This is a genomic window from Acinetobacter sp. ABJ_C1_1 (genome assembly GCF_044684115.1).
Taxonomy (GTDB): Bacteria; Pseudomonadota; Gammaproteobacteria; order Pseudomonadales; family Moraxellaceae; genus Acinetobacter; species Acinetobacter nosocomialis_A.
This window is the reverse complement of the sequence record NZ_JBITPU010000011.1, coordinates 91,797-109,368: the sequence shown is the minus strand read 5'-3', so window position 1 is coordinate 109,368 and position 17,572 is coordinate 91,797. Positions and strand designations below refer to the sequence as shown.

The 17,572-nt window shown below is 41.0% G+C and carries 13 protein-coding genes; 6 read left to right on the top strand and 7 right to left on the bottom strand.

What is annotated here, in order from left to right; translation table 11 throughout:
• Positions 1-49: 49 nt before the first annotated feature.
• The 3 genes from ACG59Z_RS13280 to ACG59Z_RS13270 form a co-directional block, all read right to left on the bottom strand.
• Positions 50-1,936, bottom strand: a complete 1,887-nt coding sequence (locus ACG59Z_RS13280) for a feruloyl-CoA synthase (protein ID WP_400199778.1) — start codon at positions 1,934-1,936, stop codon at positions 50-52.
• 83 nt (positions 1,937-2,019) lie between these two features.
• Positions 2,020-3,471, bottom strand: coding sequence for an aldehyde dehydrogenase (locus ACG59Z_RS13275; protein WP_400199777.1), 1,452 nt, complete (start codon positions 3,469-3,471; stop codon positions 2,020-2,022).
• A gap of 37 nt (positions 3,472-3,508) precedes the next feature.
• Positions 3,509-4,348 carry a p-hydroxycinnamoyl CoA hydratase/lyase gene (locus ACG59Z_RS13270; RefSeq protein WP_014206158.1) on the bottom strand — a complete coding sequence of 280 codons (840 nt, stop codon included), beginning with the start codon at positions 4,346-4,348 and terminating at the stop codon, positions 3,509-3,511.
• A gap of 247 nt (positions 4,349-4,595) precedes the next feature.
• Between ACG59Z_RS13270 and mhpT the strand changes: the two genes are divergently transcribed.
• The 3 genes from mhpT (at position 4,596) to ACG59Z_RS13255 (ending at position 7,172) form a co-directional block, all read left to right on the top strand.
• A complete protein-coding gene (gene mhpT, locus ACG59Z_RS13265; RefSeq protein ID WP_031999659.1) occupies positions 4,596-5,828 on the top strand; it encodes a 3-(3-hydroxy-phenyl)propionate transporter MhpT in 1,233 nt (410 codons plus the stop codon).
• Between the two features lie 70 nt (positions 5,829-5,898).
• Positions 5,899-6,354, top strand: a complete 456-nt coding sequence (locus ACG59Z_RS13260) for a MarR family winged helix-turn-helix transcriptional regulator (RefSeq protein ID WP_000252464.1) — start codon at positions 5,899-5,901, stop codon at positions 6,352-6,354.
• A 125-nt stretch (positions 6,355-6,479) separates the two neighbouring features.
• Entirely contained in the window at positions 6,480-7,172 is a 693-nt protein-coding gene (locus tag ACG59Z_RS13255; RefSeq protein ID WP_005802836.1) for a GntR family transcriptional regulator, read from the top strand.
• 43 nt (positions 7,173-7,215) lie between these two features.
• Here the strand turns inward: ACG59Z_RS13255 and ACG59Z_RS13250 are convergent, their stop codons facing one another.
• The gene (locus ACG59Z_RS13250) at positions 7,216-8,160 is read right to left on the bottom strand and encodes a PDR/VanB family oxidoreductase (RefSeq protein WP_400199776.1); all 945 of its coding nucleotides are present in this window, start codon (positions 8,158-8,160) and stop codon (positions 7,216-7,218) included.
• Between the two features lie 12 nt (positions 8,161-8,172).
• Positions 8,173-9,249, bottom strand: a complete 1,077-nt coding sequence (locus tag ACG59Z_RS13245) for a Rieske 2Fe-2S domain-containing protein (RefSeq protein WP_400199775.1) — start codon at positions 9,247-9,249, stop codon at positions 8,173-8,175.
• A 517-nt stretch (positions 9,250-9,766) separates the two neighbouring features.
• Here ACG59Z_RS13245 and ACG59Z_RS13240 point away from each other — a divergent pair.
• The 3 genes from ACG59Z_RS13240 (at position 9,767) to ACG59Z_RS13230 (ending at position 14,876) form a co-directional block, all read left to right on the top strand.
• Entirely contained in the window at positions 9,767-11,113 is a 1,347-nt protein-coding gene (locus ACG59Z_RS13240; protein ID WP_400199774.1) for an MFS transporter, read from the top strand.
• A gap of 31 nt (positions 11,114-11,144) precedes the next feature.
• Entirely contained in the window at positions 11,145-12,425 is a 1,281-nt protein-coding gene (locus ACG59Z_RS13235) for an OprD family outer membrane porin (RefSeq protein WP_400199773.1), read from the top strand.
• A 252-nt stretch (positions 12,426-12,677) separates the two neighbouring features.
• Positions 12,678-14,876, top strand: coding sequence for an OsmC domain/YcaO domain-containing protein (locus tag ACG59Z_RS13230; protein WP_400199772.1), 2,199 nt, complete (start codon positions 12,678-12,680; stop codon positions 14,874-14,876).
• Positions 14,877-14,940: 64 nt separating this feature from the next.
• Here ACG59Z_RS13230 and ACG59Z_RS13225 read toward each other — a convergent pair whose 3' ends face one another.
• Together ACG59Z_RS13225 and ACG59Z_RS13220 are read right to left on the bottom strand one after the other, a co-directional pair.
• Positions 14,941-16,611: a GMC family oxidoreductase gene (locus ACG59Z_RS13225; RefSeq protein ID WP_400199771.1), complete on the bottom strand. Its 1,671-nt coding sequence runs from the start codon at positions 16,609-16,611 to the stop codon at positions 14,941-14,943.
• A 27-nt stretch (positions 16,612-16,638) separates the two neighbouring features.
• Positions 16,639-17,532, bottom strand: coding sequence for an alpha/beta hydrolase (locus tag ACG59Z_RS13220; RefSeq protein ID WP_400199770.1), 894 nt, complete (start codon positions 17,530-17,532; stop codon positions 16,639-16,641).
• Positions 17,533-17,572: the final 40 nt, after the last annotated feature.

Genomic DNA, 17,572 nt, shown 5'->3' with positions numbered 1-17,572 from the left:
AGGCTAAGGCCCAAACCGAAGTTTGAGCTTCCTTTTTTATTTCAATTGCTTATTGCTTTAAGGTGGGTACCCGAATAATCAGTGGGTTATCAGTCTGCTTTTGATAAAGTTCATCAATTAAAGCAGCACGACGCTTGGTAATATTGCTTTGATTGAGGTTGCCTTTATCGGTCACTTCGCTTGCATCGAGTTGAGGTGGCTCGGTCATTAAATAAAGCATTGAGACTGTATTTGAGCTACCAGTCGCATCTTTATTAAAGGTCGTTAAAAATTGGCGGAACCATTGTTGGACTTTAGAGTGTTGCAGTATCTCTGCTCCAGAATGTTCGCCCAGCTTAAGACCTGCATATTGAGCACATGCTTCTAATTTTGGAAAAATCAGAAAACCAATAGCATTCAGGTTTGAACCAGTAATACAAACATCTTGGATGAGTAAATTACCTTGAATGAGCACTTTGTTGCGTAATGTGCCGACATTCACAAAAGTACCCGTATTGAGTTTAAAGTCTTCGGCAATTCGTCCGTCGTACATTAGGCCTTTAGTCGGATCATTGATATCGACCAAACGAACGGCATCGCCTGTATGGAAAAAGCCTTCATCATCAAATACAGTGCTTTGTTGGTCCGCTTTTAAGCGCCAATAGCCTTTCATGACATGTTTGCCACGAACACAAAACTCAAGTTTGTCACCACATGGAACTAGCTTAATTTCGCATCCCGGAGCAGGGTATCCAATAAAACCAGCCATCACGCGTGGACCAGTTGTAAAAGCACAAGAGGGAGCAGTTTCAGTCATGCCCAATCCGCTCATAATACGAATTTTTTCTCCGCAATGTTGCTGAGCAATTTTATCGAGTCTGTTCCAGCCCGCTTCTGAAAGTGCAGCACCGGCAAAGAATAAAATTTTTACTTTAGCAAAAAAGCGGTCTCTTAATTCTTCATCTTTTTCTAACGCTTCGGTGAGTTCTTCCCAACCTTTTGGCACATTTAAATAAACGGTTGGAGAAATTTCTTTGAGATTACGAATGGTTTCATCAAATTTTCCGGCAACGGGTTTGCCGTCATCAATGTAAATGGTACCGCCGTTATAGAGCGCAATACCGACATTGTGACTGCCGCCAAAGGTGTGGTGCCAAGACAGCCAGTCGAGTAGGACAGGTGGCGTTTCTTCAAACTCAGGGAAAGTCTGCAACAACATTTGCTGATTCACACACAGCATTAAATGCGTGGTCGGTACAGCTTTAGGCAATTTGGTTGAACCTGACGTAAATAAGAATTTGGCAATTTGGTTTTCATCAAGGGTTTGATAAAACTCTTGAACATTTGAAACTGGCGTATCTAATAGCGACTGAAAAGATGTGCAAATCTGATCGCCTACAATTCCTTTATTGGTCACCACTTCAATGTCGGATGTAATGCATGCCTGAATGGCTTTGGCAAAAGCTTGACCATCGCTGGCATAAACTATACCAGGTGTGAGCACTTCAAACACATGTTTGAGTTTGCCGAAGTCTTGAGAAATAAGAGAGTAGGCAGGGGAAATAGCCGAGAAAGGCACACCCGCCAGCATGGCACCCATAGAGAGTGTTAAATGCTCAAGATCATTACCACTTAAAATAACGAGTGGTCGTTCTTGGCTTAAATTACGGTCATGCAAAGCTTGAGCAATGTGCCATGCGCGTTGTAGAACTTCTGCATAACTCAGTTTGACCCATTCGCCTTGAGCATTACGTTTTGCTGCAAAAATATGGTCGGGCTTGGTTTGTGCAAAATGAATTAACCGATCTGTCAGTTTTTGTGGATACGGTTTTAATTGCTCTTTTGGGCTGATATAGAGCGTTTGATCTTTATAGTGATAATGAATATCGTGTTGCCCTAATTTTACGAACCGTTCGCGGTCTTGTGATTGAGTGGCATTCATTTGCATTTCTTTCACTCCATGGAAAGCGCATCACTGCGCTTTATTTTTTTTGCATCATGCAATTTTTATTTAATCTGTTTGTCTTCGTATTAGCCTGACTAAATCGGGTAATGACGTGATTGGGTTTGAATGGTAATCCAGCGTAAATCGGTAAACTCGGCAATAGATGCTTTACTACCAAATCGTCCATATCCACTCGATTTTGTTCCGCCAAATGGCATTTGAGCTTCGTCATGTACGGTTGCGCCGTTAATATGACAAATACCCGAATCAATCTGTTTAGCGACTTCTAATGCTTGTGAAATATTCTGGTTAAACACTGCCGAAGACAGACCAAACTCGCTGTCATTTGCCAGTGCTATGCCTTCTTCAATGCTTGAAAAACGTTGAACTGTGCATACAGGTCCAAATGATTCTTCGCGGTAAAGCAGCATGTCTGGTTTAATATTGAGTACCAGCGTCGGTTGCATAGTGGTATCTTCAATATGGATGCCTAAAGGTAAGTCAGCACCTTTGTTTTGGGCATCTTCTAGCAAATGCTGAATACGGTTTGCAGCGCGGCGACTTTCTAAAACACCCAATACATTGTCTTTTGAGGTTGGATTACCTGCCTGAATAGAACGGGTTTTCTCAATCAACTTTTCAATAAACTGGTCGGCAATTTTATCTTGAACCAAAACACGTTCGGTCGACATACAAATTTGCCCCTGATTAAAGAACGCTCCAAAAGCGACTGCATTTACGGTTTCATTAATATCAGCTTCATTTAAAACCACAACAGGGGCTTTACCACCCAATTCAAGTAAAACTGGTTTTAAATATTTAGCAGCAGTCTCGGCAATAATTTTGCCGACTTTGGTTGAACCGGTAAAATTAATGCGCTTCACAGCTGGATGAGACACTAAGCGCTCTACGATTTGTGGTGCATCTTCGGCGGCATGCGTAATCACATTCACGACACCTTCACCCAGACCTGCTTCATGTAACACTTCACCAATGAGACGATGTGTTGCTGGGCAGGCTTCCGATGCTTTTAATACAATGGTGTTGCCACAAGCCAAAGGCATGGCAAGCGCACGTGTTGCCAAAATGACAGGGGCGTTCCAAGGTGCAATCCCTACAATCACACCACAAGGAACTCGTACACCCATCGCAAGATTGCCCGGCACATCTGACGGAATCAGACTTCCGTCAATTTGTGTGGTCATGGCTGCGGCTTCACGTAACATGTTGGCAGCAAGGTGAACGTTAAACCCATACCATGTCGCAGTTGAACCTGTTTCTTGCATTCCAGTTTGAATGAATTGCTCGGTTTTTTGGTCCATTAAATCGGCTGCTTTTAATAAGCGTAAACGACGCTCGGTAGGCGAGAGTTTCGACCATACTTTAAAAGCTTGCTGCGCTGAATCGATGGCACGATCAACATCTTCCAGTGTTGCAGCAGCAGCTTTAGTTGCTACTGTGCCATCAATTGGACTGATACGTTCAAAAGTTGCCTGATTTGATGCATCAACAGATTGACCGTGAATAAGTAACTGTACATTTTGCATGGGTTGCGTCCTTACATTGCCATTAAAGTATCAAAAGTTAACCAGTACGTTTATAACTCTGTAAACCCGGTTTAATTGATTTTTCATCTAAAAATTGTTTCAGACCTTCTTGGCGGCCATTTTCTGTATCGCGGTGGATACATTGATCAAGCTTGGCATATAAGTAGTCTTCGTTTTGGTCCCAAGTGAGTTCACGACAACGCTTAAATCCATTTTTAGCTGTACGAAGAACTACTGGGTTTTTCTCAAGTAGGCAATTTGCAAGCTCAGTCACTTCTGCTTTTAATTGGGCAAGCGGTACGCTTTTATTCACAAGACCCATGGTTTCAGCTTCTTTACCACCAAAGGTTTTACCCGTCATGATGTAGTACAAAGATGCACGATGACCTACGGTATCTGCCATTGCTTTACTTACAAGGTTGCCCGGTGGGATACCCCAGTTAATTTCAGATAAACCGAAAGTTGCTTCATCTGCTGCAATTGCTAGGTCACAAGCCACTAAAGGTGAGAAACCGCCTCCAAAGCACCAGCCGTTGACCATAGCAATGGTTGGTTTTGAATACATACGAAGAAGTTGCCACTGCCAACGGCATGAGTCACGGCGAATACGTTCTTGGAAAATTTCAGGCTGAGTGTCGACTTCACGGAAATATTCCTTCAAATCCATACCCGCTGTCCAAGAGTCACCAGCACCGGTCAAAACTAAAACACGCGCATCTTGATCAAGCTCAAGCGTTTCGAGCACATCAATCATTTCCCGATTGAGGGTTGGGCTCATGGCATTTTTCTTTTCAGGGCGGTTTAAAGTGACCCATGCAATTCCTTCTTCAACTTTAACATCTACTGTTTCCCAGCGGTTTTCATAACTCATCTTCATACTCCTTGAATGATTTTTTGCTGTTCTGGGATTTAATCTAATATCAGTTAAACTTACATTCAAGTCTTTTTTAGAAAATTTCATAAATATTTTATAATTTATTGTATTTTAAACATTAATTATTTTAAAAATTAATTTTAAATAAAAATATGTTGATTTTTTAATAAGTTTAACTGATATTTTTGGTGTGTTTGAAAATAATACACAAAGGGCTAAATGGAACGACTAGTCAATAAAGGACAACACAATGGAAAAAATATCAGGACAGCCTTCAAGGGCAAAAATCACGTTGCTACTGTGCTTTGCCATAGCGATTTTTGAAGGCTTTGACCTTCAATCAATGGGGGTAGCCGCTCCACGAATGCGGGCTGAGTTTATGTTAGATAATGCCCAGATGGCGTGGGCATTTAGTGCTGCAATTTTGGGAACACTCCCAGGCGCAATATTAGGTGGTCGGTTTGCCGATATTGTCGGACGTAAGAAAATTCTGATTTTTAGTATCTTACTTTTTGGAATTATGTCTTTGCTAACCGCCTATGCCGCCAATTTTAGTCTGTTGCTACTCATTCGTTTTTGTACTGGTTTAGGAATGGGTGGAGCATTACCCATGATGATTACACTTGCCTCTGAAGCTGTACCTGACCAGTACAAAGGTACTGCGGTTAGTGTGATGTATAGTGGCATTCCTTTTGGTGGCTTACTCACTTCCGTCGTTGCTATGTCGTTGGCAGGCGATGCAGAGTGGCGTCATATTTTCTATATCGGGGGGATTGCGCCTATTTTACTAATCCCACTGATTATGCGCTTTTTACCTGAGTCAAATGACTACCTGCAACGCAAAGTTCGAGCACAGCAAACCACGCCATTCTTTGAGGTTTTATTTGCGAAAGAACGCCGTATGTCGACCATTCAGCTTTGGATAAGCTTTTTCTGCACGCTGGTGGTGCTCTACTTCTTGTTGAACTGGTTGCCGTTACTCATGGGTGCGCAAGGCTTATCGAAACTTCAGGCGAACTATGTACAGATGGGCTATAACGTTGGCGGAATTTTAGGTTCGGTTCTGATGGGCGTATTGCTTGATAAATTACGCATGAGCTTTGTGATTAAGCTAATTTATCTCGGCATTTTATTCTCACTATGCTGTTTAGCAATTTCTCCAACCGTTGCTTTACTTGCACTTTCGGCAGTGGGTTGTGGCTTATTCATTGTGGGTGGGCAATCGGCGTTGTATGGTTTGGCTGCCATGTATTATCCAACCGAAATGCGTGGAACCGGAGTTGGCGCTGCGGTTGCAATCGGGCGTATTGGTTCGTTTGCTGGACCTTTAATGGCTGGTTTTTTACTCTCGCTTGGGCAAAGCTCGACCATCGTGATTGGTTCAAGTATTCCAGTGATTTTAATTGCAGCGATCTCTGCATTACTTCTTGTCAAAAAACCTAAACAGCCTGTACATTTAGTACAAAGCTCAGGTGCTCGCTAAGTTTTAACGAAAGTATGGGGTTAGAACCTCATACTTTCACTACAGATTTTATTATGATGATTGAAAGGTTATGGTACGTTCGAATTTAGTTCAAAAAAAAGTAGAAGATGAGCCTAAGTTAAGTTACATGATTGCTCGTGTTGACCGAATTATTAGTAAACATTTAACAGAACATTTAAAAGAGCTTGAAATTACCTTACCGCAATTTACCGCACTTTCTGTTTTAGCTTCAAAAAGTAATTTATCCAATGCCAAGCTTGCTGAGCGTTCTTTCATAAAGCCGCAATCTGCCAACAAAATTTTGCAAGATTTACTGGTCAATGGTTGGATTGAGAAAAAACCGGACCCGACACATGGCCGCCGTATTTTAATTACCCTGACCGAAAGCGGGATTGAAAAGTTAAACAAATGCAATGAAGTGGTTTTAAAAGTCGAAGAAAAAATGCTTGAAGGCATTGATATTAACTTGGCTTATTTAATTCGTAATAATCTCGATATTATGGTCAATAATCTTAAAAATCTTTGATGAAAAGTAGGTTGCAATTTAATTTTTTTTAAAATCTACAGAAATACTTAAGCACTGATTCGCACAGAAAATTTATTTCATTTTGCAAATGAACTTGCTAGCATCAAAGTGACGTTTTTGGTGATGTGTGGCAGCGAATGTCTTCAGGACAACAAGTTTTACTTAAACTAAGAAAAATGATTATTTCAGGGGAACTTGAAGGGGGTGCCAGAATTGCCGAAATCCCGACTGCGGAGTTACTTGGTGTTTCAAGGCAGCCTGTTCGTATTGCCTTTCGGTTGCTCGAGCAAGAAGGCCTTCTCATTAAAAACCCAACTCGTGGTTACACAGTTCGTGAAATTTCAGAACAACTTGTTCATGATGCACTCGAAGTGCGTGGTGTGCTCGAAGGGTTGGCTGCAAAAACTTTGGCAGAACAAGGCTTAAGCGAAGAGCAAAAAAAGACGCTGCAGCATTGTATTCAAGAAACTGAAAAACTATTTAACGAAACAGACGAGTTTGGCGACGCTGAATTAGAACGTTATCACCATTTTAATGTCATTTTTCATGACACCATTATTGAGGGTGCGCAAAACGTCGCACTCATACAAGCCTTAGCAAAAAACAACCAATTGCCGATGGCTTCTGCTCAAGCCATTACCTATGACCAGAACCAAGCTTTGTCAGAATATCGTCGTTTGCACTATGCACATTTACAGCATTGTTCGATTTTTGATGCATTGGTGCATCGTCAGGCAGGGCGTGCTGAAACTTTAATGCGTGAGCACAGTAGTGTAGTGATTTTGGGTGAAACGCTAAGAAATGTTCTCAGCGCTTAAGCTGAAATAAGTTCCTTTATGTCTGAATAAAGGAACTCAAGAATTAAAGCTCAATCACAAGATTTTTAGTTTTTGCACGAGAACAACAAGGCGTAAATTGGTCATTTAGTGCATGTTCCTCATCGGTCATAAATAGATCCCGATGATCAGGCGTGCCTTCTACTACGCGGGTAATACAGGTTCCGCAAATGCCTTGTTCACATGAAACTGGGATATCAAAACCATTTGCAATTAATGCCTCAGTAGCAGTCTGCTCTGGTAATACTTCAATTCGACGGCCCGTACCTTTAACTTCAATAGTAAAAGCTTCATCGTTAGATGTATCTGCTTTTTGCGCGACAAAATGCTCTTGATGTAACTGTTCTTTGTGCCAGCCAGCTTGTTCGGCTGAGCTCATGACAAACTGCATAAATCCTGTCGGACCGCATACATATAAGTGTCTATCTGGTGAAGCTTGGTCCAAAACCTCTGCCATATTACATTCAGTGTCTGGTTGATCTTGAATATGAAAATGGACTCGGTCACCAAAATGCTCGGTTAAGTTGCCATAGAAAGCGATCATTTCATGACTACGAACAAAGTAGTGCAATTCGAAAGGAATATTGGCCGACTTAAGTCGATATGCCATCGACAAAATAGGGGTAATACCAATACCACCCGCAAATAAAACCGCGTGCTTTGTGTGAGGGTGAATTTCAAATAAATTGCGTGGTTCACCAATCTTTAAATGGTCGCCTTCACGATATTCAGTGTGGATGCAACGTGAGCCACCGCGTGAATTGGCATCATGTAAAACACCAATGACATAACGATGCTTTTCACTGCAACAATTTGAAAGTGAATATTGGCGGGTGAGACCGTTTTTAAGATGCACATCAATATGTGCACCTGCTTCAAAAGTCGGTAGCGCTGTGCCATTTGCCGAGACCAACTCAAAAGCACGAATGGTCGGGGTAAGCTGGTGAATTTTCTGAATAATAACGTCCATGTTCATACTCCTTTAAATAATCCGAATGTTTGGAAACTTCTGTGCGGACGTTTCAGGAGGTGTTTTATTTTCTTCGGTAAGCAGTCGCTCAATCACCTTACGAGACTGTACACCGCCTGCGTCGATGTTGAGCATTAGTAACTTGCGCTGTGGATTGTTTAAAATATTTTGTTGTTGTTGCTCCAGCATTTCTAAATCTTCAGTAAAGATTTTGCCTTGGCCTTCACGAATTTGATCGGTGAGTTCAGCATTGTCAGGCTGGAAGTTGCGTGCCATTCCCCAGAAATACCAATGTGATGTTTCAGTTTCTGGCGTAATAAAATCGACCACGATTGAGGAAACTTTTTTGTCTTTTGGTGCGTGATAACCACCATGTCCAGCATGTGCTACACCTACTTCAATGTGGACATTACTTGGAGCAAAGAAGTGACAACGTTGCCAACGGTCAACAGGTACATCATCTGCTAAGTGGTTACCACGAAGCGCCATTTGCCAAAATGGAGGTGCGATCACATTTTCCATATAGCGTTCGGTAATCACATGGTCGCCGTCAACTTTAGTGACTGGTAATGATTCATCAATCTCTTTTTGTCCGATGCTGCTTGAGTGAACATAGGTCTCGTGGGTTAAATCCATCAGGTTATCGACCATCAAACGATAGTCACACTGAATGTGAAATAGGCCTCCACCATAGCTCCATTCAGGGTGATCTGTCCATTCTAAAGTTGGCAGTTTTGCTTCATCTGCTAAAGCTTTCTCGCCTGGCCATATCCAAATAAAACCGAACTTTTCAATAACTGCATATGCTTTGTTGCAAGGAAAACCATTCACACGTTGAGCTGGCATTGAGACGGTCTTTCCGTCACAGCCCATGACTAAACCATGATAACCACATACAAGGTTGCCATCTTCTACATAGCCAAGTGAAAGTGGGGCACCGCGATGGGGACAAAAATCTTCAACGGCTGCAACTTGGTTTTCTTTACCGCGATAAAAAACAATTTTTTCACCACAAATAGTGCGACCTAATGGTTTGTCTTGGATTTCTTCTGGGCGGCAGGCAACATACCAAGCATTTTTAATAAACATTTGTGACGACTCCTTATCACTTATTGGATCCAATTTATAATAAATAAAAATATTGGTCAATTGATAAGCAGTATATTTTTTAAAAATATTGATCTTTAGGTTTGGTTGTTATGTATGTTTTTTAATGTCTCTAAAGGCTTTTTGTGTTTCTTTTAAATTTTATGGTCGAAATTTTTATTAGCTTTTATTTGGATCCATAATTATTCAATCCCATACTGGATTTGGATAGCTCTTGAAATTACAAATTTAAAAATAGATAAATAATTTATGGATCCATATTTTTCATTTATTAAAGTTAAAATAAATTATAAATATATTTTTCAAATATTTAATCCATTGCTAATTAAATTTTAAAAATATTGTTGATTTTTTGGATCCAAATATTCAGTATAGAAAAAGAGCAGGATGCTCAAAAACAAATATTCCTCTAGGTCATTATGGATACGGATGTGCATAACCACCCAATCGCTCATATTAGCAATGTCGTGTGTATGTCTTATCCAAGGGAGATACACAAATGGAAAGAGACGTTCTAAGTGAGATCAATCAAAACAATATGAGCCGCTACCAATGGTTCGTCATTTTAATTTGTATTTGTCTCAATATTATTGATGGCTTTGACGTGATGGTAATGGCATTTACTGCTCCATCCGTGTCAGCAGAATGGTCACTTTCAGGCGCACAAATTGGCTTGTTGTTAAGTGCTGGCCTTTTTGGAATGGCTGCTGGTTCCATTTTTCTCGCGCCTTTAGCCGATAAAATCGGTCGTCGTTTACTCATCTTAGTTTGTCTTGTTATTGCAGGTCTTAGCATGTTGGGCTGTGCTTTTGTACAAAGCCACGGCATGTTAGCAGCACTTCGATTTATTACCGGAATTGGGGTGGGCGGCATTCTTGCGAGTAGTAATGTTTTGGCAAGTGAATATGCCAATGCTCGTTGGCGCAGTCTCGCAGTGAGCTTAATGTCTACAGGTTATGGAATTGGGGCGACACTTGGCGGAGTGCTATCACTGGCATTGATTGAGCATTTAGGTTGGCGCTCAATCTTTTTAGCGGGTGGGGTTACAACCATTGCAATGCTACTGATTAGCGCATGGTTATTACCTGAATCTTTAGATTACTTACTCGCAAAACGACCAAAACAGGCACTGGAACGAATTAATGCAGCTGTAAATCGTATGGGGCTAAACGAATTACCCGTTATGCCGCGTTATGAAAAAATTAGCACGCAAAATGGCAGTGAACTGGGCAAGTTATTTGCAGGGCAATTAGGGTTTCAAACACTTTGTTTATGGTTTGCATTCTTTTTAGTGATGTTTGGCTTTTACTTCGTGATGAGCTGGACACCAAAAATTCTTATTTCAATGGGTATGTCGCCACAGCAAGGTGTAAGTACCGGTATTTTAATTAGTATTGGCGGAATTTTCGGGGCAGCTATTATTGGTTTATTGGCATCACGCATGAAAATCTTCTATGCCTTAAGCCTATTTTTAGGGTTAACCTCGGCATGTGTTTTTCTATTTGTCTCAGTCTCATCTCAAGTCAGCATTGCACTCATGGTGGGGTTATTACTTGGCACACTTATTAATGGCTGTGTAGCAGGTTTATATTCGATTTCTCCAACAATTTATGATGCCGAAATCCGTAGTCGTGGCGTGGGCTATGCAATTGGTTTTGGTCGTATTGGGGCAATTTTATCGCCAACGGTTGCAGGCATTTTTCTGGACAAAGGTATAGCTCCCGCAACACTGTATGCCTATTACGGTGTGGTCTTTATTTTGGCTATTTTCCTGATTTTAAGTTTAGGTAATGCTTTTTACCGCAGTCAAAAAGAGCAAAACTACTCTCTTAAAACAGCACCTTAATCCATTAAAAATTAAATAGTTGAGATAAAAAATGAAAAAGACACCATTATGGGTGGGGGTATGCTTGTGCCCATTATTTAGTCAAGTTGTGCATGCTGAGTTTATTGCAGACAGTAAAGCTGAGCTGACACTACGTAATTTTTACTTTGACCGAGACTATAAAAAAGACCCATATCCCTATACATCAGCCAGAGATTGGGCGCAGGGTTTAATTTTTAAAGGCCAGTCTGGTTATACCGAAGGAACGGTTGGGTTTGGTGTAGATGTATTGGCAATGGCAGGTTTTAACCTAATGGGAAGTCGGGCTGATGACTATGCACGGAGTGGTTTACTTCCAGTTAATCCTGATAACTCACGTGATGATTATTATGGAAAAATCGGCATTACAGGAAAGGCTAAATTTAGAAAAAATGAGCTTTTTGTGGGAGATTTAGTTCCACAATTACCAACCATATTTTCATCGCCAGCGCGTTTGTTCCCACAGACTTACCGTGGTATCCGCGTTGTTTCAAATGAAATTCCAAATCTTCAATTAGAGGGGTTTTATGTCGACGAAGTGCGTCAACGTGACTCAATCCGTTATACCGATGTTGGAACAGACAATATCAACCATCGTTTTGACAAAGCGGCAACTACAGATTCTTTTTATACCTTGGGTGGAAGCTATCAGTTAAAGGATTACCGTTTGCGTGCTTATCATGCCGAACTCAAAGATATTTACCAGCAACAGTTTTTAGGATTTAACGGTAAACAACCTTTAAACGATCAGCTTAATTTTTTAAGTGATGTACGTTTTTTTAATAGTGAAGAAACTGGAAGCAAAAAAATTGGAGAGGTCGATAACCGACATATTAGTGGTTTATTTGGTTTGAACTATCAAAATCATACTGTTTCTTTGGGCTACATGCAGTCGTTTGGCTCGACTGGTCTGCCATTTTTGTCGGGAACTGAAAGTCCAGTCGTGCTTGATTTTATGAGCTCAGACTACTCGAATAAAGATGAAAAAGTCTATTCGATTCGTTATGAATATGACTTTAAAAATGCGCGGGTAGGTGATGTTTCATTAAACGGACTGCGTTTTATGACTCGCTACGCAAAAGGTGAAGACATTGATTTGTTGCAATATGACGATCAGCGTTTTAAAGAAGAGTCGATGGAATTTGATTTAGGCTATAAAATTCCTGAAGGTAAGTTAAAAGGTTTGGGAGTGCGAGCTCGTTTTTCTCACTATCGCAACGATATGCCTACTAATATGACATTTCATTCGGCAAATGAAACACGGTTGAATGTTGATTACACCTTTAAATTTTAACGTTCAATATTTAACTAAATTCAAGACAAGTTAAAACATTGTGAGCAGCAATGTTTTAACTTTAGTTATCAACTGCACAAAATCCCTCTATAATACCGCCAATCTTATTAAAGCCAATTGAGTCTCTCATTAAACACATGGCTTTAATCTCTCATTTTTTTAAGTCAATTTCTTCGCTGTGATTCGGCTTATTTTTCAATATTTAGAATTTTATGTGTCTGTGCTGACACATAAAAATATTTAGGTGCCAGCATGGAAATCAAGGTTAATTATCTCGACAATCTTCGACAGGAAGCTAAGTTCGATGACTTTACGGTAATTGCCGATCAACCAATTCGCTATAAGGGTGACGGTTCGGCACCGGGCCCATTTGACTACTTTTTAGCATCGTCAGCATTGTGTGCAGCGTACTTTGTAAAAGTGTATTGTGCAGCTCGAGATATCCCAACCGATAACATTCGTTTATCGCAAAATAATATTGTTGATCCTGAAAACCGCTATAAGCAAACCTTTAAAATTCAAATTGAATTACCAGCCGATATTTCAGAGAAAGATCGCCAAGGGATTTTACGTTCGATTGACCGTTGTACTGTTAAAAAAGTCATTCAGACTGGTCCCGAATTTATTATTGAAGAAGTGGAAAGCATTGATGCAGATGCACAAGCATTGTTATTGCCAAGCTTAACTTCTGAAAACCATACCTATATTCAAGGTAAAGACCTACCGTTAGAAGAAACGATTGCCAATATGTCTGCCATTTTGGCAAATTTGGGCATGAAGATCGAAATCGCATCTTGGCGTAATATTGTCCCGAATGTATGGTCATTACACATTCGTGATGCACAGTCTCCGATGTGTTTTACCAATGGTAAAGGTGCAACTAAAGAAAGCGCTTTAGCGTCTGCATTAGGCGAGTTTATTGAACGTTTAAACTGTAACTTCTTCTATAACGACCAGTTCTGGGGTGAAGATATTGCCAATGCCGAATTTGTGCATTATCCAGATGAAAAATGGTTTAAACCAGGTCCAAATGGTGAATTACCTAAAGAAATCTTAGATGAATACTGTCTTGAGATTTACAATCCAGATGATGAATTACTTGGCACACATTTATATGATACCAACTCAGGTAACGTAGAGCGCGGCATTTGCTCGTTACCTTTTGTGCGCCAGTCTGACGGTGAAGTTGTCTATTTCCCATCAAATTTAATTGAAAACTTGTATTTAAGTAATGGTATGAGTGCGGGCAACACTTTGGCAGAAGCCCAAGTTCAATGCTTGTCAGAAATTTTTGAACGTGCTGTTAAACGTGAAATTTTAGAAGGTGAAATTGCACTTCCAGATGTTCCTGAAGACGTATTAGCAAAATACCCAAGTATTGTTGCTGGTATTAAAGGCTTAGAAGAGCAAGGTTTCCCTGTATTAGTTAAAGATGCATCATTAGGTGGTCAGTTCCCAGTAATGTGTGTGACTTTAATGAACCCGCGTACGGGTGGGGTGTTTGCATCTTTCGGTGCGCATCCAAGTTTTGAAGTTGCATTAGAACGTAGTCTGACTGAATTACTTCAAGGCCGTAGTTTTGAAGGCTTAAATGATTTGCCTCAACCGACTTTCCAAAGTAATGCGGTCACTGAGCCGAACAACTTTGTTGAGCACTTTATTGACTCAAGCGGTTTGGTATCTTGGCGCTTCTTTAGTTCTAAATCTGACTATGACTTTGTTGAATGGGATTTTTCTGGCGAAGGCGAAGAGTCGAATGCAGAAGAAGCTGCAACATTGTTCGGCATTCTCGAAGAGATGGGCAAAGAAGTATATATGGCAGTCTATGAGCATTTAGGTGCGACCGCTTGCCGTATTTTAGTACCAGATTATTCGGAAATTTATCTCGTTGAAGATTTGATTTGGGACAACACCAATAAGGCACTTTCATTCCGTGAAGACATTCTAAATCTACATCGTTTGGATGATGAACAGCTTGAGGCATTGGTTGAGCGTTTAGAAGAATGCGAGCTAGACGATTACACAGAAATCACTACGCTTATTGGCATCGAGTTTGATGACAATACAGTTTGGGGACAGCTCACAATTTTAGAGTTGAAATTGCTGATTTATGTTGCTTTACAACAGTTTGAAGAAGCAAAAGAGCTTGTCGAAACTTACTTGCAATATAACACCAACACCGTTGAGCGTGGCTTGTTCTATCAGTGCATGAACGTGGTGCTTGAAGTGATGTTAGATGAAGAACTAGAGCTTGAAGACTACCTGACTAATTTCCGCCGTATGTTTGGTGATACACGAATGGATGCGGTATTAGGTTCTGTCAATGGTAGTGTTCGTTTCTATGGCTTAACACCAACAAGTATGAAATTAGAAGGACTTGATCGCCATTTACGTCTGATCGAGAGCTATAAAAAATTGCATGCAGCTCGCGCTAAAGCCGTAGCGATGTAATTTAAAAAGCGAAATAAAAAAGCCTATTTTAAAATAGGCTTTTTTTATAAAACGACTCGCTAGTTTAAGCAGAAGCTTTAGTAATCTCTATGGTTTCTGCATCTGCTCTATAACCTTGTTGCTCATCCAAAGTATGTTTAGCCGGAATATAAGACATTGCGCGTTCTGCAAGAGCTGTAATGGTGAGACTTGGGTTAACGCCCAAATTTGCACCTAACATTGAGCCATCTACAACGTATAAGTTTTTATAGTTAAAGACACGGTTTTGTCCATCTACCACACCGCGCTCTGGGCTTGAAGCAATTGCACAGCCACCCATACAGTGCGCTGTAAAAGGTACATTAAACAAAATTTCGGTAATAGTCGTCATTGGATGACCATTAAACATTTTGGCAACTTTTTCGGTAAATGCATTGGCCTGTGGAATATACACAGGTAGCTTTTTACCTTCGCTCGATAATACTTTGCCAAAAGGCCAGAACCAATTACGTTTCAAGCGCATATTAATGGAGGCATCAGCTGTTTGCATCACCAAGAAGATTAAAGTTTGACGTGCAAAACTGACAGGATTACTCATACGAAGGAAAATAAATGGATGGCAAATAAGTGCCCATAACCAAAAGAAGATACGCGTCCAACCCGGTTTACCTTTAGCCATGTAAGTACACATAAGGCCCATGGCATCTGAACCAGTTTGGTAACGCGTCGCTTCAATGTGAGTGTCATGGTCAATGTAAATACTTGAACCAATGGCAACACCTTTACTCATGTCGACATCTTTACCAAAAAAGCGAACGCCTAAAATCGACTCGGCATTAGTACGAACCCGATTACCCAAATCATCAGAGATATTTGGCAGTGAACCAGACTGTTTTAAACGGAATAACATCTCTTGCGTACCCAAAGAAGATGCAGAGAAAATCACGTTACGAACACGCCATGTACGGCGTTGTTTGTTAAACCATGAGCTCGAACATTCAGTCGTAACTTCATAGCCATCGCTGCCATCGGCTTTACCATTGAGTGGTTTCACATCAACAACTTTGGTTTCTTCGTAAACCTTGGCGCCATTTTTTTCGGCAAAGTACAAATAGTTTTTATCTAAGGTATTTTTTGCGTTGTGTTTACAACCTGTCATACAACCGCCACATGCCGTACAGGTTCCGCGGTCTGGACCTTCGCCTTTAAAATATGGGTCAGGGTAGGTCTTGCCGCCTTGTTCACCTTCGGGTGGAAAGAAAGTGGCAACACGAGTGGGTTTAAATGTATGACCAACACCGACTGCTTCCCCCATTTTTTTGAGCATGTGGTCGGCAGGACCGAAAATTTTATTATCCGTCACCCCAAGCATACGTTCGGCTTCAGCATAGTGCTGCGGCATTTCATTTTTCCAGTCCGCTGCATCTGCCCACGTGCCTTCATCCCAAATATGTTCAGGTGGAACCAGTAGGGTATTGGCATAGGTAATTGAACCGCCACCTACGGCGTTCCCGCAAATAATGGTGACATGGCGAAAAAAACGCATGTTGAAATAACCAAAAAGTTTCATGCCCGGGCGCCAAATCCAACGGCGGGTATTCCAGTTATTTTTAGCAAAATCTTTAGCTTCCCAGCGTCGCCCCATTTCCATTACGGCAACCGAATAGCCTTTTTCGGTTAGACGGCAAGCAGAAACACTACCACCAAAGCCTGAACCAATAATGAGGTAATCATAGTCATAATTGTTTGTTGTCATGCCGAGGACTCCTCTCTGGCGATATTTTTATATTGACTGTGTATGTTTATCAATGAATTGCCCAATGCGCTCAATCGAGTCATTAGATTCATGTAGTATACCCGCGTGGAACTGAAAAACATGCCCGACTCGGTCATAAACCTTCAAGTTCGTCGGAATACCGTATTTTTCAGTTTGTTTAGCAAGGCGTTTTGCATCGTCTAACAAGACTTCTTCTGTACCGACATGAATCAAAATAGACGGTAATCCCGTTAAGTCTGCATAGAGTGGAGAACAGGTTGGATCGGTTGCCAATTTTTGTCCGCAATAGTTTTTTGCACACCAAGCTAACCAGTCTTCTGACAGCATTGCATCTTGAGCATCATGAGTTTTCATCGTGCTTCCAGAGAGGCTTAAGTCAACCCAAGGTGAAAGTAAAACTAATGCTGCTGGTAACGGTAACCCTGCATCTCGTAAAGCAATTGCAGCACTTAAACTCAGTCCGCCGCCCGCAGAATCGCCAGCGATCACGAGTTTGTTCGGGTCTTGTCCTTGAGCAAGTAAAGCTTTATAGATAGCAACGACATCTTCAATAGCAGCAGGGTTTGTGTGCTCTGGGGCTAGGCGATATTCAGGTAACCAAACTTGTGCTTGAGCTGCATGTCCAATTTGAGCAGCAAGCTTAGTGTGACTTTTTGAACTACCCACCACATAGCCACCGCCATGTAAGTACAAAATGCCACGTCCTGATTGAGTCGTTTTGGGCTGAATATGGACTGTCGGTACTTGAGCAATTGTTTGCTTTTTTGTTTTATAACCACGTGGCCCAAGCACAATTGCACTGGCTGCATCGCTACAAAAACGTTGTAGCTTTAGTGGTGTTCTAGGGGATAAAGCTGGACGTAGTGTGGTACGAATAGTCCATGCAAGAAGTTGCTTCATAATAAGGACTCATACTAAGCATTTAATGTCAGTCAGCATC

Coding starts and splice junctions, on each gene's coding strand:
- ACG59Z_RS13230 (WP_400199772.1), top strand. CDS start 12,678: ATGGAAATCAAGGTTAATTATCTCGACAATCTTCGACAGGAAGCTAAG.
- ACG59Z_RS13240 (WP_400199774.1), top strand. CDS start 9,767: ATGGAAAGAGACGTTCTAAGTGAGATCAATCAAAACAATATGAGCCGC.
- ACG59Z_RS13220 (WP_400199770.1), bottom strand. CDS start 17,532: ATGAAGCAACTTCTTGCATGGACTATTCGTACCACACTACGTCCAGCT.
- ACG59Z_RS13250 (WP_400199776.1), bottom strand. CDS start 8,160: ATGGACGTTATTATTCAGAAAATTCACCAGCTTACCCCGACCATTCGT.
- mhpT (WP_031999659.1), top strand. CDS start 4,596: ATGGAAAAAATATCAGGACAGCCTTCAAGGGCAAAAATCACGTTGCTA.
- ACG59Z_RS13225 (WP_400199771.1), bottom strand. CDS start 16,611: ATGACAACAAACAATTATGACTATGATTACCTCATTATTGGTTCAGGC.
- ACG59Z_RS13235 (WP_400199773.1), top strand. CDS start 11,145: ATGAAAAAGACACCATTATGGGTGGGGGTATGCTTGTGCCCATTATTT.
- ACG59Z_RS13245 (WP_400199775.1), bottom strand. CDS start 9,249: ATGTTTATTAAAAATGCTTGGTATGTTGCCTGCCGCCCAGAAGAAATC.
- ACG59Z_RS13270 (WP_014206158.1), bottom strand. CDS start 4,348: ATGAAGATGAGTTATGAAAACCGCTGGGAAACAGTAGATGTTAAAGTT.
- ACG59Z_RS13275 (WP_400199777.1), bottom strand. CDS start 3,471: ATGCAAAATGTACAGTTACTTATTCACGGTCAATCTGTTGATGCATCA.
- ACG59Z_RS13260 (WP_000252464.1), top strand. CDS start 5,899: ATGGTACGTTCGAATTTAGTTCAAAAAAAAGTAGAAGATGAGCCTAAG.